Source organism: Sphingopyxis sp. (assembly GCF_034380315.1).
Taxonomy (GTDB): domain Bacteria; phylum Pseudomonadota; class Alphaproteobacteria; order Sphingomonadales; family Sphingomonadaceae; genus Sphingopyxis.
In genome coordinates this window covers 375,953-397,138 of record NZ_JAXMPB010000002.1, presented here as the reverse complement: position 1 = coordinate 397,138, position 21,186 = coordinate 375,953, and the positions used below count along the sequence as shown (strand labels likewise).

The 21,186-nt window shown below is 63.7% G+C and carries 18 protein-coding genes; 15 read left to right on the top strand and 3 right to left on the bottom strand.

Going from position 1 to position 21,186, the window contains the following annotated elements:
• Positions 1 to 39 precede the first annotated feature (39 nt).
• Positions 40 to 1,386 carry a glutathione-disulfide reductase gene (gene gor / locus U0S50_RS04955; protein ID WP_322307650.1) on the top strand — a complete coding sequence of 449 codons (1,347 nt, stop codon included), beginning with the start codon at positions 40 to 42 and terminating at the stop codon, positions 1,384 to 1,386.
• The gene (locus U0S50_RS04950; protein WP_322307649.1) at positions 1,383 to 1,634 is read left to right on the top strand and encodes a helix-hairpin-helix domain-containing protein; all 252 of its coding nucleotides are present in this window, start codon (positions 1,383 to 1,385) and stop codon (positions 1,632 to 1,634) included. Before gor ends, U0S50_RS04950 begins: the two co-directional genes overlap by 4 nt.
• Here U0S50_RS04950 and U0S50_RS04945 read toward each other — a convergent pair.
• A complete protein-coding gene (locus U0S50_RS04945; protein WP_322307648.1) occupies positions 1,631 to 3,040 on the bottom strand; it encodes a helix-turn-helix domain-containing protein in 1,410 nt (469 codons plus the stop codon). The genes U0S50_RS04950 and U0S50_RS04945 overlap by 4 nt on opposite strands.
• 213 nt (positions 3,041 to 3,253) lie before the next feature.
• On the opposite strand from U0S50_RS04945, the gene U0S50_RS04940 reads away from it, so the two are divergent.
• The 10 genes from U0S50_RS04940 (at position 3,254) to U0S50_RS04895 (ending at position 13,390) form a co-directional block, all read left to right on the top strand.
• On the top strand, positions 3,254 to 4,786 hold the full coding sequence (locus U0S50_RS04940; protein ID WP_322307647.1) for an acyl-CoA carboxylase subunit beta: 1,533 nt from the start codon (positions 3,254 to 3,256) through the stop codon (positions 4,784 to 4,786).
• Positions 4,787 to 4,981: 195 nt separating this feature from the next.
• On the top strand, positions 4,982 to 5,272 hold the full coding sequence (locus U0S50_RS04935) for a hypothetical protein (RefSeq protein ID WP_322307646.1): 291 nt from the start codon (positions 4,982 to 4,984) through the stop codon (positions 5,270 to 5,272).
• Positions 5,269 to 5,481 (top strand): hypothetical protein, encoded by a 213-nt coding sequence (locus tag U0S50_RS04930; protein WP_322307645.1) that lies wholly within the window; start codon positions 5,269 to 5,271, stop codon positions 5,479 to 5,481. The genes U0S50_RS04935 and U0S50_RS04930 overlap by 4 nt, the downstream gene beginning before the upstream one ends.
• Positions 5,478 to 5,915 (top strand): methylmalonyl-CoA epimerase, encoded by a 438-nt coding sequence (gene mce, locus U0S50_RS04925; protein ID WP_322307644.1) that lies wholly within the window; start codon positions 5,478 to 5,480, stop codon positions 5,913 to 5,915. Before U0S50_RS04930 ends, mce begins: the two co-directional genes overlap by 4 nt.
• 95 nt (positions 5,916 to 6,010) lie before the next feature.
• Positions 6,011 to 8,164, top strand: coding sequence for a methylmalonyl-CoA mutase (gene scpA, locus U0S50_RS04920; RefSeq protein WP_322307643.1), 2,154 nt, complete (start codon positions 6,011 to 6,013; stop codon positions 8,162 to 8,164).
• Between the two features lie 17 nt (positions 8,165 to 8,181).
• On the top strand, positions 8,182 to 9,462 hold the full coding sequence (locus U0S50_RS04915) for an O-acetylhomoserine aminocarboxypropyltransferase (protein ID WP_322307642.1): 1,281 nt from the start codon (positions 8,182 to 8,184) through the stop codon (positions 9,460 to 9,462).
• Positions 9,459 to 10,475: a biotin synthase BioB gene (gene bioB / locus U0S50_RS04910; protein ID WP_322307641.1), complete on the top strand. Its 1,017-nt coding sequence runs from the start codon at positions 9,459 to 9,461 to the stop codon at positions 10,473 to 10,475. The genes U0S50_RS04915 and bioB overlap by 4 nt, the downstream gene beginning before the upstream one ends.
• Positions 10,475 to 10,864 (top strand): lysozyme inhibitor LprI family protein, encoded by a 390-nt coding sequence (locus U0S50_RS04905; RefSeq protein WP_322307640.1) that lies wholly within the window; start codon positions 10,475 to 10,477, stop codon positions 10,862 to 10,864. The genes bioB and U0S50_RS04905 overlap by 1 nt, the downstream gene beginning before the upstream one ends.
• A 4-nt stretch (positions 10,865 to 10,868) precedes the next feature.
• Positions 10,869 to 12,890 carry an acetyl/propionyl/methylcrotonyl-CoA carboxylase subunit alpha gene (locus U0S50_RS04900; RefSeq protein WP_322307639.1) on the top strand — a complete coding sequence of 674 codons (2,022 nt, stop codon included), beginning with the start codon at positions 10,869 to 10,871 and terminating at the stop codon, positions 12,888 to 12,890.
• A gap of 128 nt (positions 12,891 to 13,018) precedes the next feature.
• A complete protein-coding gene (locus U0S50_RS04895) occupies positions 13,019 to 13,390 on the top strand; it encodes a tRNA-binding protein (RefSeq protein ID WP_322307638.1) in 372 nt (123 codons plus the stop codon).
• Between the two features lie 200 nt (positions 13,391 to 13,590).
• Here the strand turns inward: U0S50_RS04895 and U0S50_RS04890 are convergent, their stop codons facing one another.
• The gene (locus U0S50_RS04890; RefSeq protein WP_322307637.1) at positions 13,591 to 14,358 is read right to left on the bottom strand and encodes a cyclase family protein; all 768 of its coding nucleotides are present in this window, start codon (positions 14,356 to 14,358) and stop codon (positions 13,591 to 13,593) included.
• A 151-nt stretch (positions 14,359 to 14,509) separates the two neighbouring features.
• On the opposite strand from U0S50_RS04890, the gene U0S50_RS04885 reads away from it, so the two are divergent.
• Both U0S50_RS04885 and U0S50_RS04880 read left to right on the top strand, forming a co-directional pair.
• Entirely contained in the window at positions 14,510 to 16,144 is a 1,635-nt protein-coding gene (locus tag U0S50_RS04885; protein ID WP_322307636.1) for an MFS transporter, read from the top strand.
• A gap of 43 nt (positions 16,145 to 16,187) precedes the next feature.
• Complete coding sequence (locus U0S50_RS04880) at positions 16,188 to 17,234, top strand: alanine racemase (RefSeq protein WP_322307635.1); 1,047 nt, start codon at positions 16,188 to 16,190, stop codon at positions 17,232 to 17,234.
• A gap of 18 nt (positions 17,235 to 17,252) precedes the next feature.
• On the opposite strand, the gene U0S50_RS04875 is transcribed toward U0S50_RS04880, so the two are convergent.
• Positions 17,253 to 20,372 carry a TonB-dependent receptor domain-containing protein gene (locus U0S50_RS04875; RefSeq protein WP_322307634.1) on the bottom strand — a complete coding sequence of 1,040 codons (3,120 nt, stop codon included), beginning with the start codon at positions 20,370 to 20,372 and terminating at the stop codon, positions 17,253 to 17,255.
• Positions 20,373 to 20,603: 231 nt separating this feature from the next.
• Here U0S50_RS04875 and phaR point away from each other — a divergent pair, with 231 nt between their 5' ends.
• Positions 20,604 to 21,146 (top strand): polyhydroxyalkanoate synthesis repressor PhaR, encoded by a 543-nt coding sequence (gene phaR / locus U0S50_RS04870; protein WP_322307633.1) that lies wholly within the window; start codon positions 20,604 to 20,606, stop codon positions 21,144 to 21,146.
• Positions 21,147 to 21,186: the final 40 nt, after the last annotated feature.

The window sequence follows — 21,186 nt, the reverse complement described above, 5'->3', positions numbered from 1 at the left end:
CCGACACGTATTCCACCCGAACCGGAAACTGGGGGCCTTATGAGCAAATTTGATTTCGACCTGTTTGTGATCGGCGCAGGGTCGGGCGGCGTGCGCGCGAGCCGGGTCGCGGCATCGCATGGCGCGCGCGTCGCGGTGGCCGAGGAGCATCGGGTCGGCGGAACCTGCGTCATCCGCGGATGCGTGCCCAAGAAGCTGCTCGTCTATGGCGCGCATTTTGCCGAGGATCTGAAGGATGCGCGCCAGTTCGGCTGGGACGTCCCCGATTGCAAGTTCGATTGGGACCGGCTGCGCGACAATGTTCTGAACGAAGTGACGCGGCTCGAAGGCCTTTACGGCCAGACGCTCGACAATCACAAGGTGACGCTGTTCAAGAGCCGCGCGACCGTGGTGGGGCCGCAGAAGGTGAAGCTGGACGACGGCAAGGAAGTGACCGCCGAACGCATCCTGATCGCGACGGGCGGCTGGCCCTTCGTTCCCGACTTTCCGGGCAGCGAACATGCGATCACGTCGAACGAGGTTTTCCATCTGGACAAGCTGCCCGGACGGATCGTGATCGCGGGCGGCGGCTATATCGCCAATGAATTCGCAGGAATCTTCAACGAGTTCGGCAGCAAGGTCACGATCGTCAATCGCGGCGACACGATCCTGCGCGGCTATGACGAACAGATACGCGACCGGCTGCTCCAGATATCGATGACCAAGGGCATCGAGTTTCGATTCAACGCGCCGTTCCAGTCGATCGAGAAAAAGAAGGACGGCTCGCTGACGGTACATCTGGACAATTGCGATCCGATCGACGCCGATGCGGTGCTGATAGCCACCGGTCGGGTTCCAAATACCAAGGGGCTGGGGCTCGAAGAGGTCGGGGTCGAACTCGACGCCAAGGGAGCCGTCCGGGTGGACGAGGCCAACCGGTCGTCGGTCCCGAGTATCTATGCCGTGGGCGATGTGACCGACCGGATTCAACTGACCCCGGTGGCGATCCGCGAGGGGCAGGCGTTCGCCGACAGCGTCTTTGGGAACAAGCCGACCGTCGTCGATTATCGCAATGTTCCGAGCGCGGTGTTCAGCCATCCGCCGATCGGCGCGGTCGGGATGACCGAGGCCGAGGCGCGCAACGAACTGGGCACGATCCGCACCTATACCAGCGATTTTCGTGCCATGAAAAACGTCCTCGCGGGGCGCAATGAGCGCGCGCTGTACAAGATGGTCGTCAATGAGGCGACCGACCAGGTCGTCGGCCTGCATATGATTGGCCCCGACGCGCCGGAGATTTTGCAGGCCGCCGCCGTCGCGGTGAAGGCGGGGCTGACCAAGGCGGATTTCGACGCGACGGTCGCGCTGCACCCGAGCATGGCCGAGGAACTGGTGCTGCTCAAATGACCGTGGCGGCGGCGTTCCCTGCGGCCGAACGCGAGCGGTTGCTCGCGGTCAAGGGCGTCGGGCCGACGGTGGTGGCGCGGCTGGAGGAAATCGGCATCGCCTCGCTCGCCGAACTCGCCGAGCGCGAGCCCGAGCAAATCTGCGTCGAGGTCAGCCTGTACCTCGGCGCGAGTTGCTGGCGCAACAGCCCGCAGTCGCGCGCTGCGATCGCCGCTGCGGTCGCCTGCGCGCGCGGGGCGGCGGGCTAGCCGATACGATAAGGGACGATGTGCCGCCGGTCGGGATCAACCAGGATCGGCCGGTCGCTCGGCGGAAAGGCGCGCTGATCGCAATCGTCGCGCGGGCAGATACGGCATGACAGGCCGATCCGCGTCGCGGCTTGCGGCGCGGCGACGTCGACCCCGTCGGCATAGACGAAGTCGCCGGCATATTGCGCCTCGCACCCCAGGGCGACGGCATAGCGGCGGGGGCTTCGCGCATAGCTGCCCGACGGTTTGACCAGCCCCTTGGCCATCGAAACATAGCGCAACCCGTCGGGGGTCTCGGCAAGCTGGAACAGGATGCGATCGGGGATCGCCGCCGCCTCATGCACGATCCACAAGGGGCAGGCGCCGCCAAAGCGGGCAAATTGGAGCCGCGTCGCCGAATGGCGCTTGGTGATATTGCCCGCCATGTCGACGCGGCAAAAGAACATCGGAATGCCGCGCGCGCCGGGGCGTTGCAGCGTCGAGAGGCGGTGGCACGCCTGTTCGAAGCTGACGCCATAGTCGAGCCGCAGCCGGTCGATATCGTGGCGCAGCGCGCGGGCGCTGGCGCGAAACGGGGCATAGGGCATCAGCACCGCGCCAGCGGCATAGTTGGCGAGCCCGACGTGGAGCAGCTGGCGCGCCGCCGCGGTGCGCAGCGGTGATGCCTCGACCACGGCGGCGATTTCGTTCGCCAGCGCCAGCGCCGCAAGCTGGTGCGCCATTTGAAAGCGGCGGCTTTCGGGTGGCTGCGACGCATCGATGATCAGGTGGCGCATCGTCGCGTCGAAATCGCGCAGCCCCTGATGCTGTTGATAGACGATCGAAATGCCGAGGGCATCGCGCAGCCGCCGCTCGATCGTCTCGATCGCGGGGGAGGGGGATGAACCGCGCAGCCCCTTGGCGAGCTGTTCGGCGGCCCGGTCGATGCTGTCGACATAATTGCCGGCGTCGTGGAACCAGTCGCGCACCTCCTCCCACGGCAGGCGGCTGCCCTCGGCGGTGCCGCCGGTCAGCGCCTCGTCGATGATCTCCAGCCGCTGTCCGGCGCGGCGATAGGCGGCGTGGAGCGCGACGAACTGGTCGGTGAGTAGCGGCTGCTGAAGCGCTGCGCGCTCAAGCTGTTCGGGGGCGATCGGCGATGCCGCGAACAAGGGGTCGGCAGCCGCCTCGCGCAGTGCCGCCGCGCGCCGGTCGCCGGCGTCGGCGGCAACCTCTTCCCATTCGAGCGGGAAGAGCCTTTGTAAACGGTCGAGCAGCGCCGGGGTCAGCGGCCGGTCATCATGCTCGATCTGGCTGAGATAGGAAGCCGAGATGCCAAGCCGCGCGGCGAAGTCGGCCTGGCGTAGCGCACGGCTTTCGCGAAGTTGGCGAAGTTGGCGTCCGGCATAGAGTCGGGTGGGGGTCACCGGTTCGCTTCTCCATCCCCGTTCGCATCGAGCGAAGTCGAGATGCCGCCCAGCGTGGCGCGATGTCGATGGGTGTCTCGACTTCGCTCGACACGAACGGCAACAAAAGCAGAATACTTTGCAAAGTTTGACTTTGCAACTTTGCAAATTCGCATTTGCATGATGGCATATGTCGAGGCAGACGAGGCTGTCCGAAGCTGAGTGGAGAGCCAAGTGTCCGCCAATATCGCCGAAATGGAACGCCGCCGCGCCGCCGCCGCGCTGGGGGGCGGGCAAAAACGCATCGATGCACAGCACGCCAAGGGCAAGCTGACCGCGCGCGAGCGGCTCGACGTGCTGCTCGACGAAGGGTCGTTCGAGGAACTCGACACCTATGTCGAGCATGACTGCGTCGATTTCGGGATGCAGGACCAGAAAGTACCGGGCGACGGCGTTGTTACCGGATCGGGGACGATCAACGGCCGCCTCGTCTATGTCTTCAGCCAGGATTTTACCGTTTTCGGCGGCTCGCTGTCGAAGCGCCACGCCGAAAAAATCTGCAAGGTGATGGAAAAGGCGATGCTCGTCGGCGCGCCGGTCATCGGCCTCAACGACAGCGGCGGCGCCCGCATTCAGGAGGGCGTCGCCAGCCTTGGCGGCTATGCCGATGTGTTCCAGAAAAATGTGCTGGCAAGCGGCGTGGTGCCGCAGATCAGCCTGATCATGGGCCCTTGCGCGGGCGGGGCGGTGTACAGCCCGGCGATGACCGACTTCATCTTCATGGTGAAGGATTCAAGCTATATGTTCGTCACCGGCCCCGACGTCGTCAAAACCGTCACCAACGAGGTGGTGACGCAGGAGGAGCTCGGCGGCGCGATCACCCACACGACCAAAAGCTCGGTCGCCGATCTGGCGTTCGAAAATGACATCGAGGCGCTGCTCGCAGCGCGCGATTTCTTCGATTATCTGCCTGAAAGCAACCGCAGCGGGGTGCCGGTGCGCCCGACGAGCGATCCTTATGACCGTGCCGAGATGAGCCTCGATACGCTGATCCCGCCCAATGCCAACCAGCCCTATGACATGCACGAGCTGATCCGCAAGACGGTCGACGAGGGCGATTTCTTCGAGGTGCAGCCGGCGCATGCGGGCAATATCATCTGCGGTTTCGGGCGGATCGAGGGGCGCACGATCGGCATCGTCGCCAACCAGCCGCTGGTGCTGGCGGGTGTGCTCGACATTAATTCGTCGAAGAAGGCGGCGCGCTTCGTCCGTTTCTGCGATGCGTTCGAAATCCCGATCGTCACCTTCGTCGACGTCCCCGGCTTCCTGCCCGGCACCGCGCAGGAATATGGAGGCATCATCAAGCATGGCGCGAAGCTGCTGTTTGCTTATGCCGAGGCGACGGTGCCCAAGATCACGGTGATCACGCGCAAAGCCTATGGCGGCGCCTATGACGTGATGGCGTCAAAGCATCTGCGCGGCGATTTGAACTATGCCTGGCCGACCGCCGAGATTGCGGTGATGGGCGCCAAGGGCGCGGTTGAAATCATCTTCCGCGCCGACATTGGCGACCCCGAAAAGATCGCCGAGCGTACGAAGGAATATGAGGACCGCTTTGCGAACCCCTTTGTGGCGGCGCAGCGGGGGTATATCGACGAGGTGATCTACCCGCATTCAACGCGGCGGCGGATTGCGCTGGGCTTAAGGAAGCTCAGGAACAAGAGCCTCGAAAACCCGTGGAAGAAGCACGATAACATTCCGCTGTGAGTCTGGTCGTCACCCCGGACTTGATCCGGGGTCCCGCTGATCGGCGTTCAAAAAGCGGGATGGCGATCAAGTCCGGCATAACAAAATTGGAGAGGGTTTGGGATGAAATTGGTTTGCTCCAATCTCATGCGAAGCTGCGCTTGCGGCGGCTTCGACTTCACATTATAATGACATGATAATGTGAAGGAGATTATCATGCAAACCGAGCGCGTGACCTTTCTGACGAGCCGCGAGCATAAGGCGGCGCTGGATGCCTTTGCGTCCAAACGCGGCGAATCCGTCGGCAATGTCGTGCGGGAGGCAACGGCGCGTTATATGGCCGAGCCGGTGTCGGAGGATGAGGAGGAGGCGCTGAAACTGCTTGCTCAGGAGCTTGAAGACGCGGTTCCGAAAATGCGGGCCAGCCTTGAACGGTCGATTGCCTCTCTCGCCGCGACGCGGCGGGAGGTCGACCAGATGTTGCGTGAAGCGGGGGTGCGGAAATGAGCACGGTTGGCGACATCCTGAAATCCGTCCGCGAGGTGCTGCTGCTGCAATCGCAGGTGGAGCGGCTGGAGAATGAAATTGACGAGCAGAACAAGGAACTGCGCCAGATTTCGCGCGACGTGATCGGTTTGGACAAGCGCGTCGTCCGCATCGAAACCATGATCGAAATGTCGGGCCGCAGTGGCCAGCAACCAAGGATCGAAGGATGAAACTGGGTCGTTTGAACCATATCGGCGTTGCGACCCCCTCCATCGCCGACAGCATCGTCTTTTACCGCGACGTGATGGGCGCGACGCAGATTCGTCCGCCCTTCGACCTGCCCGAGCAGGGGGTGAAGGTGTGTTTCGTCGATACGCCGACCGATAGCGGGCTGAACGGCACGCAGATCGAACTGATCGAGCCGCTGCCCGGCAACACCTCGATCGCGGGCTTTCTGGAGAAGAACCCGGCCGGGGGGCAGCATCATCTTTGTTATGAAGTGCCCGACATCCACGCCGCCAAGGCGGAGTTCGAGGCGATGGGCAAGCGCGTGCTCGGCGAGCCGCGGATCGGGGCGCATGGGACGCTGATCTTCTTCCTGCACCCCAAGGATATGGGCGGGGTGCTGACCGAGATTATGGAGACGCCGAAGGGCGGCCACTGACCCCTGTTTGCCGTTCGTGTCGAGCGTAGTCGAGACACGTGCAGCGCGACCACAACGTCTCTCGACTACGCTCGAGACGATCGGAGAGTTTGAAAGTGACCGAAAAACCCACCCTTGACCAATGGGCTGCCGCCGCCACGAAGGAAGTGAAGGGCAAGGACCTCACCTGGGCGACGCCCGAGGGGATCGCCGTCAAGCCGCTCTATACGGCGGCCGATGTCACCGCCGACCCCGGCCTCCCGGGTTTCGCGCCCTTCACGCGCGGGGTGCGGGCGTCGATGTATGCGGGGCGGCCGTGGACGATCCGGCAATATGCGGGCTTTTCGACCGCCGAGGAATCCAACGCTTTCTATCGCCGCAACCTGGCGGCGGGGCAGAAGGGGCTGTCGGTCGCCTTCGACCTTGCGACGCACCGCGGCTATGACAGCGACCATCCGCGCGTCGTCGGCGATGTCGGCAAGGCAGGGGTCGCGATCGACAGCGTCGAGGATATGAAGATCCTGTTCGACGGCATCCCGCTCGACCAGATGTCGGTTTCGATGACGATGAACGGCGCGGTGATCCCGATCCTCGCTTTTTTCATCGTCGCGGGCGAGGAGCAGGGGGTCGAGCGCAAATTGCTCGACGGGACCATCCAGAACGACATTCTGAAGGAGTTCATGGTCCGCAATACCTATATCTACCCGCCCGAACCCTCGATGCGGATCATCAGCGACATTTTCGGTTACACGTCGCGCGAGATGCCGAAGTTCAACAGCATCTCGATCTCCGGTTATCATATGCAGGAGGCCGGGGCGACGCAGGTGCAGGAGCTGGCCTTCACCATCGCCGACGGCATCGAATATGTGAAATATGGTGTGGCGAGCGGCCTCGACATCGACAAGTTCGCCGGGCGCCTGTCCTTCTTTTTCGCGATCGGCATGAACTTCTTCATGGAGATTGCCAAGCTGCGTGCGGCGCGCGTGCTGTGGCACCGGGCGATGACGACGCTGGGAGCGCAGGACGAGCGGTCGAAGATGCTCCGCACCCACTGTCAGACATCGGGGGTCAGCCTGACCGAACAGGACCCCTATAACAATGTCATGCGCACGACGATCGAGGCGATGGCGGCGATGCTGGGCGGCACGCAGAGCCTGCACACCAATGCGCTCGACGAGGCGATTGCGCTGCCCACCGATTTTTCGGCCCGTATCGCCCGCAATACGCAGATCGTCATTCAGGAAGAGACGGGCATGTGCAACGTCGTCGACCCGCTCGGCGGCAGCTATTATGTCGAGGCGCTGACCCAGCAACTGGTCGACAAGGCGCAGGAGATCATCGACCGCGTCGAGGCGGAGGGCGGCATGGCGAAGGCGGTCGCCGCCGGCTGGCCCAAGGCGATGATCGAGGAAGCCGCCGCGGCGCGCCAGGCGCGCGTCGATCGCGGCGACGATGTGATCGTCGGGGTCAACAAATATCGCCTTGCCAACGAGGATCTGCTCGAAACGCTGGAAGTGGACAACACGAAGGTCCGCGAGGCGCAGATCGCGCGGATCAATCGGGTGAAGGCGAGCCGCGACGAAGCCGCGTGCCGGGCGGCGCTCGCGGCGCTGCGCAATGCGGCCGCGTCGCCGCAGTCGATCGAGAGCAATTTGCTGGCCCATGCGGTCGAGGCGGCGCGTGCCCGCGCAACGCTCGGCGAGATTTCGTCGGCAATGGAAGAAAGCTTTGACCGTTATGCGACGGTGCCGACCCCGGTGAAGGGGGTGTATGCGGCGCCGTACAAGGACGACAGCCGCTGGGCGCAGGTCGTCGGCGGGGTCGAGGCGGTGGCGCGGCGGCTTGGCCGGGCGCCCAAGCTGCTGGTCGCGAAGATGGGGCAGGACGGGCATGACCGCGGCGCCAATGTCATCGCCTCTGCCTTTTCCGACATGGGGTTCGACGTCGTGTCGGGGCCGCTGTTCCAGACGCCCGAGGAAACGGTCGTGCTGGCGCTGGAATCGGGCGTCGATGCGGTGGGCGCGTCGAGCCTTGCCGCCGGGCACAAGACGCTGATCCCCGAATTGATCAAGGGACTGCGCGCGGCAGGACGCAGCGATATCAAGGTGATCGCGGGCGGGGTCATTCCGCCGCAGGATTATGATTATCTGCGCGACGCGGGCGTTCAGGGCATCTATGGCCCGGGCTCCAACGTGGTCGAGTGCGCCGCCGATGTGCTGCGCCTGCTGGGCCACAACATGCCGCCCGCTGATGCCAGCGAAGCGGCCTGAGAGCCGGAGGAAAGACAATGAGCGAACAAAAGCCCGAAACGCTGGCCATTCATGCCGGAACAGCCCCCGACCCGGCGACCAATGCGCGGATCACGCCCATCTATCAGACCGCATCCTACGTCTTTGACGATGTCGATCACGCATCGCGTCTGTTCAACCTGCAGGAATTCGGGAATATCTATACCCGGATCATGAACCCGACCAACGGCGCGCTCGAAGGCAAGATCGCGGCGCTGGAGGGCGGACAGGCGGCGCTGGCGGTGGCATCGGGCCATGCGGCGCAGTTCCTGGCCTTTCACACGCTGATGGAGCCGGGGTGCGAAATCGTCGCGGCGAAAAAGCTGTACGGCGGGTCGCTGAACCAGCTCGGGCAAAGCTTTCGCAAAATGGCGTGGACGACGCATTTCGTCGATGCCGACGACCCGGCGAATGTCGCGGCGGCGATCAATGACAAGACGCGCGCCGTGTTCATCGAAAGCCTGGCCAACCCCGGGGGCGTGGTGCAGGATATCGAGGCGATTGCAAAGGTCGCGCACGACGCGGGCGTGCCGCTGATCGTCGACAATACGATGGCGACCCCGATGCTGTGCCGTCCGATCGAACATGGCGCCGACATCGTCGTCCATTCGACGACCAAATTCCTGAATGGTCATGGCAATGCGATCGGCGGGGTGATCGTCGATGCGGGATCGTTCGATTGGGCGAAGGGCGGAAAATATCCGGCGCTGAGCGAACCCAACGCATCCTACCACGGGCTGACGTTCACCGAGGCGTTCGGCAATCTTGCCTTCATCCTTGCCACGCGCACCCTGGGGCTGCGCGATCTGGGGCCGGCGCTGGCGCCGATGAATGCCTTCCTCGCGCTCACCGGCATGGAAACGCTGGCGCTGCGGATGGACCGCCATTGCAGCAATGCGACCGCGCTCGCCAAGTGGCTTCAGGATCATCCGGCGGTCGGCTGGGTTTCCTATGCCGGGCTAAGCGACAGCCCCTATCACGAGCTGGCCCACAAATATCTGGGTGGCCGCGGCGGCGCGGTTTTCACCTTCGGATTGAAGGGCGGCTATGACGCGGGGGTGAAGCTGGTGTCGGCGGTCAAGCTGTTCAGCCATCTCGCCAATCTGGGTGACACACGTTCGCTGATCATCCACCCGGCATCGACCACGCACAGCCAGCTTTCGGAAGCCGAATTGATGCAGGCCGGAGCCGGCCCCGACGTCGTGCGCGTGTCGGTGGGCATCGAACATATTGACGATATCATCGCCGACCTCGCGCAGGCGCTGGAGACTATTGCATGACCGACGAGTTGATCCGTACCGACTGGACGCGCGAGGAAATCGCCGCATTGTTCGACCTGCCGTTCGACGAACTGATGTGGGAGGCGCAGGGGGTGCATCGGCGGCACCATGCGCGGGGCGAGGTGCAGCTTTGCACGCTTCTGTCGATCAAGACCGGCGGCTGTGTCGAGGATTGCGGTTATTGCTCGCAGTCGAAGAGCGCCGACAGCGGTTTGAAGGCCACCAAGCTGATGGACCTGCGCGCGGTGCTGCAATCGGCGGCGCAGGCGAAGGACGCAGGATCGAAGCGATTCTGCATGGGCGCTGCCTGGCGCAACCCCAAGGACCGGGACATGCCCGCGATTGTCGAGATGATCGAGGGCGTGCGCCAGATGGGCATGGAAACCTGCATGACGCTGGGGATGCTCACCAAGGAGCAGGCGCAGACGCTCGCGGTCGCGGGGCTCGATTATTACAACCATAATATCGACACGAGCCCGGAGAATTACGCGAATATCATCTCGACGCGGACGTTTCAGGACCGGCTCGATACGCTCGAGGAAGTCCGCAATGCGGGGATCAACGTCTGTTCGGGCGGGATCGTCGGGCTGGGCGAGACGCGCAGCGACCGCGTCGGTTTCATCCACGCGCTGGCGACGCTCGAACGTCATCCCGAAAGCGTGCCGGTCAACGCGCTGGTGCCGGTGAAGGGCACCGTGCTCGGCGACATGCTCGCCGATACGCCGCTCGCGAAGATCGACGACATCGAATTCGTCCGCACGATCGCGGTCGCGCGCATCACCATGCCGAAATCGATGGTCCGCCTGTCCGCGGGGCGCGAGAGCATGTCGGAGGCGACGCAGGCGCTCTGCTTCATGGCGGGCGCGAACAGCATCTTCACCGGCGACAAGCTGCTGACGGCCGCCAATGCAGGCGACAATGCCGACGCGGCGCTGTTCGCGAAGCTGGGGCTGCGGCCGATGGAGAGCGAGGAGCCGATGCGCCAAGGCGCGCAGATGGAGGCGGCGGAGTGATGTTGACGACGCTGTTGGTGCTCACCGCTGCGGTGCAGGAGCCCGAGATCAATTGCGATGATGCGATGACGCAGTTCGAGCTCAATACGTGCACTTATCGGGCGTATGAGCGCGCCGATGCAGCGATGAATGCCCAGTGGAAAATTACGTCGAGACGGATGAAGCAGAACGACGCCAATATCGATCGCCGGCATGACAACCGCGCCGGATATTTCGATACGCTGCTTGCTGCGCAGCGGGCATGGCTAACCTATCGCGACAAGCATTGCGCCAACGAAGGTTACGCGATGCGCGGCGGCTCCGCGGAACCAATGGTGATTAACGGCTGCTTGGCTCAGCTCACTGCAGCGCGCACCAAGCAGCTCCAAGAGCTCATCGAGGAATATTGATACGATGTTCAAGAAAATCCTGATCGCCAACCGCGGGGAAATCGCCTGCCGTGTTATCAAGACCGCGCGGCGCATGGGCATCGCGACCGTCGCTGTCTATTCGGACGCCGACGCGCGCGCGCCCTTCGTGCAGATGGCGGATGAAGCCGTTCACATCGGCGCTTCCCCTGCGTCCGAATCCTATCTGATCGCCGACAAGATCATCGCCGCGTGCAAGGCGACCGGCGCCGAGGCGGTGCATCCGGGTTATGGCTTCCTGTCCGAACGCACCAGCTTTGCCGAGGCGCTCGCGAAGGAAAATATCGCCTTCATCGGCCCGCCCGTGAACGCGATCGCCGCGATGGGCGACAAGATCGAGTCGAAGAAGCTTGCGAAGGAAGCGGGGGTCAATGTCGTCCCCGGCTTCGTCGGCGAGATCCGCGATACCGACCATGCGGTCGAGATTTCGAACGAAATCGGCTATCCGGTGATGATGAAGGCGTCCGCCGGCGGCGGTGGCAAGGGGATGCGCCTTGCCTACACCGAACAGGACGTCCGCGAGGGGTTCGAGAGCGTCAAGCGCGAGGGGCTGAACAGCTTCGGCGACGACCGGGTGTTCATCGAGAAGTTCATCCTGAACCCGCGGCACATCGAGATTCAGATCCTCGGCGATCAGCATGGCAACATCCTCTATCTGAACGAGCGTGAGTGCAGCATCCAGCGCCGTCACCAGAAGGTGGTCGAGGAAGCGCCGTCGCCTTTCGTCACCGAAAAGATGCGCAAGGCGATGGGTGAACAGTGCGTCGCGCTGGCGAAGGCAGTCGGCTATTACAGCGCGGGCACGGTCGAGCTGATCGTGTCGGGCGCCGATCCGACGGGCGAAAGCTTCTACTTCCTCGAAATGAACACGCGGCTGCAGGTCGAGCATCCGGTGACCGAGGCGATCACGGGCATCGACCTGGTCGAACAGATGATCCGGGTCGCGGCGGGCGAGAAGCTGGCGATGGCGCAGGACGATATCCGGATCGACGGCTGGTCGATCGAGAACCGCGTCTATGCCGAAGATCCGTATCGCGGCTTTCTGCCCTCGACGGGGCGGCTCACGCGCTATCAGCCGCCGGTCGCGGGATGGACCGACGATGGCGAGGCGAACGGTCGCCGCGGCGTCGATGGCGTGCGCGTCGATGACGGCGTCTATGACGGCGGCGAGGTCTCGATCTTTTACGACCCGATGATCGCGAAGCTGATCACCTGGGGCAAGACGCGCGACGAGGCGGCGGACCTGCAGGTTGCGGCGCTCGACCGCTTCGAGCTTGAAGGACTCGGCCACAATATCGACTTTCTGTCGGCGATCATGCAGCATCCGCGTTTCCGCTCGGGCGAGCTGACCACCGGCTTCATCGCCGAGGAATATCCCGAGGGTTTCCACGGCGCTCCGACCGACGAGGCGGTGACGCGCACGCTTGCCGCGATCGCGGGCTTCATGGCGAGCGCAGAGGCGGACCGGGCACGCCGCGTCGATGGGCAGCTGGGCGATCGGCTCGATCCGCCGGCCAAGTGGCACGTCACCATCGACGGTCACGCCCATAAGGTGAAACTGGGGCGCAAGCATATCAAGGTCGATGGCGAAAAGGTCGATGTCGCCCTGGAATATACACCGGGCGACCGGCTGGTGGTTGCCGAGATCGACGATGGCGAACTGGCGGTGAAGGTCGCGAAGACGCGCACCGGCTGGCGCATGACAACGCGCGGACACATCCATGACGTGCGGGTGTTGCCATGGCATGTCGCTCCGCTGGTTGATTATATGATCGAAAAGATACCGCCTGATCTGTCGAAATTCCTCATCTGCCCGATGCCGGGGCTGCTCGTCGCGCTGCACGTCGGCGAGGGCGACGCCGTCGAGGCCGGGCAGCCGCTGGCGACGGTCGAGGCGATGAAGATGGAGAATATCCTGCGCGCCGAAAAGGCGGGCGTGGTCAAGACGGTGAACGCCGCGCAGGGCGACAGCCTGGCGGTGGATGCGGTGATTCTGGAACTGGAGTGATCCCAACCGTGCATTTCGTCATTGCGGGGCGCGAAGCGGCGAAGCAATCGAGCGTGGCGTAAGCTGTTCTGGATTGCGTCGCTTCGCTCGCAATGACGAATGAGAGCATGGTTGGTGGAATTTGATACATGCACCTAAATCACGACCCCGACGCCCCCGCGGCGTCCGAAATCGCCTTTGACGACTTCCTCCGCGTCGATATCCGCATCGGCACCATCGTCGATGCGGCGCCTTTTCCGGAAGCGCGCAAGCCTGCTTTCAAACTGACGATCGATTTCGGCCCGGCGATCGGCGTGAAGAAGAGTAGCGCGCAAATCGTCGACCGCTATCGAATCGAAGACCTGCCGGGGCGGCAGGTCGCCGCGGTGGTCAATTTTCCCCCGCGCCAGATCGGCAAATATATGTCGGAGGTGCTGACACTGGGGTTCGCCGATACGGACGGCGCAGTGATCCTGTTCGCGCCCGATCGTGCGGTGCCGAACGGGTCGCGGCTGTTCTAGCGGCGCGCCGCGTATCTGCTTTGGGGTGGGAAGCGGATGTTGCCCTCCTTCTTCATCCCGGACTTGATCCGGGATCCCGCTCTTTTGAGGCGCGGATCGCCTTCGATCTCAAGCGGGACCCCGGATCAAGCCCGGGGTGACGACGATGGATAGGTCAACTTCCGGTCGGAAACGGTCATTCCAATGACCCGCAGCGTGGTTCAATCCCCGATCAGCGCGACCGCCCGGATCCATCCCGCACTTGCGCGTTCGATTTTCACGGGAAAGCAACTGAGCGTCCAGCCGGTCGGGGGCAGGGCGGCGAGGTTGGTCAGCTTTTCGATCTGGTAATAGGGTTTGATGCGCCCGGCCTTGTGCCCCTCCCAGATGATCGACGGATCGCGCGTTTCGGCCCAGCGTCGGGCGGTGTGGCTGAACGGTGCGTCCCAGCTCCAGGCGTCGGTGCCGACGACCTTCACGCCGCGTTCCGTCAGGTACAGCGTCGCTTCTGCGCCCATGCCGCACCCCTGATCGGTGAAATTGTCGGTGCCGTAAACCGCGCCGGACTGAACAAGCACGATATCGAGCGGCTGAAGATCGTGGCCGATGCGCGCCAGTTCTGCCTCGACCTCCGCCGCCGAGACGACATGGCCGGCGGGCCGGTCCGAAAAATCGAGCTTCACGCCGGGACGAAAGAAGAGATCAAGCGGGGCTTCGTCGATGCTCGGGGCCGGGCTGGCGCCCGCGTCCGTCGTCGAATGGAAATGCCATGGGGCATCCATGTGGGTGCCGTTGTGCGTCGACAGCGTCAGGCTTTCGACCGCCCAGCCTTCGCCGTCGGGCAGATCCTCGCGGGTCAGGCCCGGAAAGAACATCGCGATCTGTTCCCACGTGTTTTCGTGGGTCATGTAGGTGATCTGGGGTCGCATGACCGGCGGGTCCGACACGACGTCGTTGGTGATCGGGATCGAAAGGTCGATGAACTGCATGGCGGCCACTCTGCCATCGAACGCGCCGTGCGCCAAGAAGGCTTGCGCGGCGCCACAGCTCAATTAGACGTTACGTAACCGTTCGAACGAGCGGATCGGAAATGGGAGGTCCGGGCGGCGTCAAATGCCGATACCGGCCAGGGGAGAGTATATGACCGAAGAGGCTGCCGCCGCCGGTGCGCGCGCGGACTATCAACCGAGCGCGAAGGAAATTCGCATGGTGATCGCCGCGTCGTCGGCGGGAACCGTTTTCGAATGGTATGATTTCTTCATCTACGGGACGCTCGCGGCGATCATCGGCAAGGCATTTTTCCCCAGCGACAATGCGACGCTGGAAATTTTGCTGGTCTGGGCGGGCTTCGCGGTCGGTTTCGGTTTCAGACCGCTGGGCGCGGTGCTGTTCGGTTTTCTTGGTGATCGACTGGGGCGCAAATATACCTTCCTCGTCACTGTCACCTTGATGGGTATCGCGACCGCCGGGGTCGGCATGATTCCATCGGCCGCGACCATCGGCATCGCCGCGCCGATCATCGTCATCCTGCTGCGCGTGCTGCAGGGGCTGGCGCTCGGCGGCGAATATGGCGGGGCGGCGGTCTATGTCGCCGAACATTCGCCGCCCGAAAAGCGCGGCTATTACACCAGCTTCATCCAGGCGAGCGTGGTCGGCGGTTTTGTCCTCAGCCTTGTCGTCGTGCTGGGGTGCAAGCTGCTGATGCCCGCCGTTGTTTGGGAAAGCTGGGGGTGGCGGGTGCCTTTCCTGCTGTCGCTGATCCTGCTGGGCATTTCCTTGTGGATGCGGCTCAAACTGTCCGAAAGTCCGGTGTTCCAGGCGATGAAGGCAGAGGGCGAGATCGCCCGGAACCCGTTGAAGGAAAGCTTCACCTATCCCGGCAATCCACGGCGCATCTTCGTCGCCCTGTTCGGCATTGCCGCCGGGCTGACCGTGATTTGGTACACCGCGATGTTCTCGGGCCTGTCCTTTCTGAAGGGGCCGATGAAGGTCGAGGATACGGCTGCCGAGATCATCGTGGGGATCGCCGCGGCGCTCGGCATGGGCTTTTTCATCTGGGCGGGGCGCCTTTCCGATCGCATCGGCCGCAAAAAGCCGATCCTCTGGGGCTATGTGGCGACGTTGTTCCTGCTCTTTCCGCTTTTCTGGCTGATGGGAAGCGTGGGCAATCCGGGGCTGACCGCCGCCGCCGACAGGGCGCCGGTGGTCGTTGCCGGATCGCAATGCAGCTTTGATCCTTTCGCGCAGAAGCAGGCAACGGCGTGCGGACGCACGCTTGGCGAACTGACAAAGCTGGGCATTCCATACAGCGTCGTGACGACCCCCGGCGACTTTGACAGCGTCAAGGTGACGATCGGCGCGCGCGAGGTGGCGGGTGAAGATCCGGCGGTGCTGAAACCCGCGCTGGAAGCGATGGGCTATAGCTTCGAAAAGCAGGTTCCGGACGCGCTGGGTATCGCCGTCATCCTTGTCGCGCTGTTGGGGCTGAGTGCGCTGTCGGGTTTTACTTATGGTCCGGTCGCGGCGCTGCTTTCCGAAATGTTCCCACCCCACGTCCGCTATTCGTCGCTGTCGATTCCCTATCATATCGGTACGGGATATTTCGGCGGTTTCCTGCCACTCATCGCGAGCTTCATCATCGCCAAGACTGGCGATGCCTATGCCGGATTGTGGTACACATGGGTGGTTGTTCTGGTCGCCTTCCTCGTGACCCTGTTCATGCTGCGCGAACCGAAGGAAGGGGAGTGGGACAAGGCGAGCGCAGCCCAGCGCTGAACCGGCCATTGGCGCTCAATTCAAACACCGCTAGGGGCGTGACATGATGCCTGTCCCTTCGCCGCTTCGCCTTCGTCTCGATTCCTCGGCGCTGGTCGCCAACTGGCGCTGGCTGCGAGCAAAGGGCGGCGCGGCGATATGCGGTGCAGCGCTGAAGGCCGACGGCTATGGCCTCGGCGCATCGGGGGTGATGCGGCACCTTGTCGCTGCGGGGTGCCGCGATTTCTTCGTCTCCAACTGGGCCGAAGCCGCGGCGTTGATGCCGCTGGCCGCCGATGTGTCGCTTTCGGTACTGCACGGGGTGAGCGACAGCGACATGGCGGCGGCGCGGGCGCTGCCGGTGCGGCCCGTGCTGTGCAGCGTCGATCAGGTCGCGCGTTGGCGGGCCGGCGGGGATGGGCGTCCGTGCGACGTCATGGTCGATACCGGAATGAACCGGCTGGGCTTGCGTCCCGACGAGGCGATGGGCGGGGCGCTCGACGGACTCGCGATCGACACGCTGCTCAGCCATCTGGTCTCCGCCGACGAGGAAAGCGATTTGACGGCGCGCCAACTCGCGGCCTTTCATCGGCTGCGTGCCGCAATTCCGGCCCGCCGATACAGTCTTTCGAACAGCGCCGGCGTTTGCCTTGGCGCCGACTATGGTTTCGACCTGACGCGCCCCGGTATTGCGCTTTACGGCGGCGTACCGCGTGCCGAGGCGGCGGGGCAAATCCGGCAGGTCGTGTTTCCGGAAGGCCGCGTGCTGCAATTGCGGACCGTGCCCGCCGGTGAAACGGTCGGCTATGGGGCAAGCTGGGCTGCGCGGAGCGATGTCCGCGTCGCGGTGGTCAACATGGGTTATGCCGACGGCTATTTGCGCTGCCACGCGGGGAGCGGCGGTGCGCGGTGGGGCGACATTTGCCTGCCGCTGATCGGGCGGGTGTCGATGGATCTCATCGCCTTTGACGCCAGCGCCGCGCCCGGCCTGGCCGAGGGGGACTGGCTGGCCGTTGACTACGATCTTCCCGGCACCGCGGCCAAAAGCGGGCTGTCGCAATATGAGTTGCTGACCGGGCTTGGCGCGCGCTTCGATCGTCAGTGGATCTAGCGCGCGCCGATACCGGGTTCAGAAACGCGCCGTTGCGCCGATCCGGAAATAGCGGCCCAGCACCCCGCTGAAATAGGTGATCGTGCCGCCGCTGGCGGGATAGGGATGGGGCGGCTGCTTGTCGAAGAGGTTGTCGACCGCGACGCGGAGGTTGAAACGCTCCGCCACGCGCACATCGGCCCCCATGTTGACGAAGGCGATGCTTGGCAAACCGTCCAGCCCATCGGGGTAAAAGCCCGGTGCGGCCTGCGGATCGATCTTTGCCTTGCCGATATACTGGACCTGCGCGAACAGGCCGAAGGCGTCGCCGCGATAATCGATCGTGGCCAGCGCCTTGTGCCGCGAATAGCCAAGCCCGCCGTCGAGGCGAACACGCGCCGACGCGCCATCGGCCCGGGTGCTGAGTTCGTCGAGATACTGATAGGACAGATTGACGCCGACGCTGCCGCCCGCGCCGAAAGCGGGCAGGCGATAATCGAGGGCCGCAAGATAGCCCTTGTACCGCTGTTCGGCGAGGTTGAGATATTGTACCTCGATAAAGTTCAGCTGCCGATCGGCGCCGCGTGTGAAGCGCGCGCAATCCGGTGCGTTCGGAAAGTCCGCCGAGTCATAACAGGCCGCCACGATGCTGTTCGCGCCGCCGTTGGTGATCGCATCCTTGAGGTGGATGTTGATATAATCGACGCTGGCACGCAATTGCGGCGCAAAGCGCGGCTCGATCATCAGGCCAACGGTCCAGCTATCGGCCTTTTCATTCCGCAACGCCGGATTGCCTTCGATCGCCTGCGTGAACGTGCGGCTGTTCGACAGCGAAGCGAAATTGGCGGGCAGGCCGGCTGCGGTGCAGTTCGCCTGCCGGGTCGCGGGGGCCGGGCCGTTGCCGCGGTTCGCCGCGTCGCAAGGATCGACCGCAAAGCCGAAATAGCTGCTCGACGGATTGAACAATTCGGTAATGGCGGGCGCCCGGATCGCACGGGTAAAGTTCCCGCGCAGCATCACGCCGGGAACGACGCCCAGCCTGCCGCCCAGTGTCCAGGTCCAGTCGCCGCCAGCCAGCGAATGATCGACGTAGCGCGCGGCGCCGCGAATCTCCAAAAGGTCGATCGGCGCGCCGGTCGTCTGGCCGATGATCGGCGCCAGAAATTCGAACGAGAATTCGTCGGTATTGAACTTGCCATATACCGGCAGCACCGGTGTCGCGCGGCCATAGCCGACGCGGTCGTTCGCTGGGTCGCCATCGCCGTTGCTGTCGGTCAGCGGGTCGGGATCGTCGGCGCCATGGAAAAAGGCTCCGGGATCGAAATCCTGCGATTCTCGGCGATGTTCATAACCGATTGCCACGGTGAAATCGCCGCCGGGCAGCGCGAAGACGGGTCCGGTGACGGATGCGGTGAACTGCGTCTGCTGGTTCAGCGAAACGGGGCGAGCGACGGCGGTGACATAATCCAGCGCGGCCTGTGAACTGCGTCCGGCTCCGAACAGGTTCAGCGGTGCGCATTGCGCGCCGGGTGCGGTGATCGACGAGCTGACGTGACCGGGTCGGCACACGATGTTGCCGCCGCCGTCACGGATCGCATCGACGGCGTTCAGGAAGTTCTGCTGGATCAGTTCACGCGAACTGCTGCGCGTTCTGGAGCGGCCATAGTTGCCGGCGACCTCCCACTCCCATTGCCCCGATAGCAGGTCGAAGCTGCCCGAAAGCCCGGCGACGAAGCGCATGACCTCGACCTGCCCCAACGAGGCGCCGGTGGTCAGGTCGCCGTTGGCGCGCGCGAGATAGAAATAATCTTGTCCAGGCGCGCCGCTGTTGAGATCGGACAGCGGGTTCGTCGCGATCGCGTTCAGGATCGCGGTGCGCGCGGCGGACGACAGATAGGGGTTGTCGATGCTGATCAGAATATTGCCGTCGGGCGACCCGGCCGGACCAGCAAGTCCGGTATTGAAAACCGGCTGACTGCGCAGGTTGCGCCCCTTGCTGTTCGAATACCAGGCCTCGCCGAACAGGCGAAGATTGTCCGACAGGTCGAAATGCGCGAGCGCCACGCCATTGTAGCGGCGGGTCGAGGCGAGCAAATTCGTCGTCGATGCGGCGCTGAAGCCGTTGCCGCCTTCGAAATCGACACCGAAACTGCCGGGTGCGCCAGCGTAGCGGCCAAAGACGATCGGCGTCAGATTTCCGTCGGCGTCAAAGCGCAGCTGCTCGCCAGCCGCGCCGGAGACGCCGAAGTTGAGCCCCGGAAAGCCGAAAAAGGCAATCTGTTGCTCGGTGCTCAGCGGGATGCCGTCGCCGACCAGCGGAATGCCCGATTCCGACACCGCAGGCAGGCGGCGATCGGCATAGAGTTGCTGGACGAAGGCCGAGGACGGATCGCTCGATGGTGCAAAGAACAGATTGCTCGCGGCGATCGCGCGCATGGCGTTGGTCAGCCCGTGCGCGCGCTGATATTCGCCCGCGATCGTGATGTTGCCGCGCCCGTCGCCGAAATTCTGGCCGGCAATGGCACGGACACGATAATTGGCCGCGTCGCCGCGGCTGGCCAGGCCATATTGACCGTCGAGTTCCAGCCCCTGATAGTCGCGCCGCAGCACGACATTGACCGTTCCGGCCACCGCATCGGCGCCATAGATCGGCGCCCCGCCCACCGCGATGGTTTCGATGCGGTCGACCAGCTTGGTCGGGATGGCGTTCAGGTCGACCTGGCTTCCCGCGCCGGTGGGACCGAAAATGGAGGCCGTGTTCGACGATACGAAACGGCGCCCGTTCACCAGCGTCAATGTCCGCTGCGATCCCAATCCGAGGAAGTTGACGAAGCTCTGCCCCTGGCCGACGGCGGACTGCGCCCCGACCGGCGATGCGCCGGGCACACCAAAGGCAGGCTGTTCCTTCAACGCCTGTCCGATCGTTTCGAAACCGCGGGCGTCGATCGCCTTCGACTCGACAACGAACGCCGGATCGACCGTTTCAAAGCGCGTACGCGCGATGCGCGAGCCGGTAACGATAATCGTATCGGCATCGCAGCCGGTTTCAGCGGCTAAACCATCGCAAGCATTGGACATATCCTGCGCCAGCGCCAACGGACTGACCGAGGTGGCAAGGGCAAGGGTGGCGACGCTCATGACGAGACGCGGCGTATTCATTCGAGACTCCGGTGTTTGGATCACATCATCGTGACGCACCGGATTCTAGGGGCGAATGGTTAACAAAAGTGGCGGCGGTTCGGCAACGCACCCGGCGAGGGTCGTCGATTATCGCCGCATTCGCGCGCCATGTTGCGATGCATCATGCAATGGTGCTAATGCTGCGCAGCATATTCGCGGAACGCGTGGCGGGCTTGCCTTTGCCATGGCTTGAGGGAGTTGAGGGCCGGCATGGCAAAATCGAAAACGGGCGCCGCCGATGACGTGGTGGTCATCAAGAAATATGCGAACCGGCGCCTCTATGACACCGAACGCAGCTGTTACATCACGCTCGATGATCTGGGGACGATGGTGCGCGACGGGCGCGAGTTTCGCGTCGTTGATGCCAAGAGCGGCGAAGATATCACGCACAATGTGCTGACGCAGATCATCATGGATACCGAGACGCGGGGCGAGACGCTGTTGCCGGTGTCCTTTTTGCGCCACCTGATCGGCATGTACGGCGACAAGATGCAGTCGATGGTGCCGCAGTATCTCGAAGCCTCGATGACCGCCTTTCGCAAGAATCAGCAGGATGTCCGTGCGGCCTTCGAGGGCGCGCTGGGGTCGAACCCGCTCGCCGAAATGGCGCGGCGCAACATGGAAATGTTCCAGCAGGCGGCCGGCGCGTTCATGCCGGGGATGAGCGGCGGCAAGTCGCAGGACGCCGAAATCGCGGCGCTGAAGGCGGAAATCGACGCGCTCAAAGCCGAACTCGCCAAGAAAAGCAAATAAGGGCGCGCGGCGCCCGCTTACGACGGAAAACAAGAATATC

Bases quoted from the DNA above. Each gene is read 5' to 3' on its own strand.
- U0S50_RS04950 (WP_322307649.1), top strand. From the start codon at position 1,383: ATGACCGTGGCGGCGGCGTTCCCTGCGGCCGAACGCGAGCGGTTGCTC.
- mce (WP_322307644.1), top strand. From the start codon at position 5,478: ATGAAACTGGGTCGTTTGAACCATATCGGCGTTGCGACCCCCTCCATC.
- U0S50_RS04875 (WP_322307634.1), bottom strand. From the start codon at position 20,372: ATGAATACGCCGCGTCTCGTCATGAGCGTCGCCACCCTTGCCCTTGCC.
- bioB (WP_322307641.1), top strand. From the start codon at position 9,459: ATGACCGACGAGTTGATCCGTACCGACTGGACGCGCGAGGAAATCGCC.
- U0S50_RS04885 (WP_322307636.1), top strand. From the start codon at position 14,510: ATGACCGAAGAGGCTGCCGCCGCCGGTGCGCGCGCGGACTATCAACCG.
- phaR (WP_322307633.1), top strand. From the start codon at position 20,604: ATGGCAAAATCGAAAACGGGCGCCGCCGATGACGTGGTGGTCATCAAG.
- U0S50_RS04900 (WP_322307639.1), top strand. From the start codon at position 10,869: ATGTTCAAGAAAATCCTGATCGCCAACCGCGGGGAAATCGCCTGCCGT.
- U0S50_RS04880 (WP_322307635.1), top strand. From the start codon at position 16,188: ATGATGCCTGTCCCTTCGCCGCTTCGCCTTCGTCTCGATTCCTCGGCG.
- U0S50_RS04915 (WP_322307642.1), top strand. From the start codon at position 8,182: ATGAGCGAACAAAAGCCCGAAACGCTGGCCATTCATGCCGGAACAGCC.
- U0S50_RS04935 (WP_322307646.1), top strand. From the start codon at position 4,982: ATGCAAACCGAGCGCGTGACCTTTCTGACGAGCCGCGAGCATAAGGCG.
- U0S50_RS04895 (WP_322307638.1), top strand. From the start codon at position 13,019: ATGCACCTAAATCACGACCCCGACGCCCCCGCGGCGTCCGAAATCGCC.
- gor (WP_322307650.1), top strand. From the start codon at position 40: ATGAGCAAATTTGATTTCGACCTGTTTGTGATCGGCGCAGGGTCGGGC.
- U0S50_RS04930 (WP_322307645.1), top strand. From the start codon at position 5,269: ATGAGCACGGTTGGCGACATCCTGAAATCCGTCCGCGAGGTGCTGCTG.
- U0S50_RS04905 (WP_322307640.1), top strand. From the start codon at position 10,475: ATGTTGACGACGCTGTTGGTGCTCACCGCTGCGGTGCAGGAGCCCGAG.
- U0S50_RS04890 (WP_322307637.1), bottom strand. From the start codon at position 14,358: ATGCAGTTCATCGACCTTTCGATCCCGATCACCAACGACGTCGTGTCG.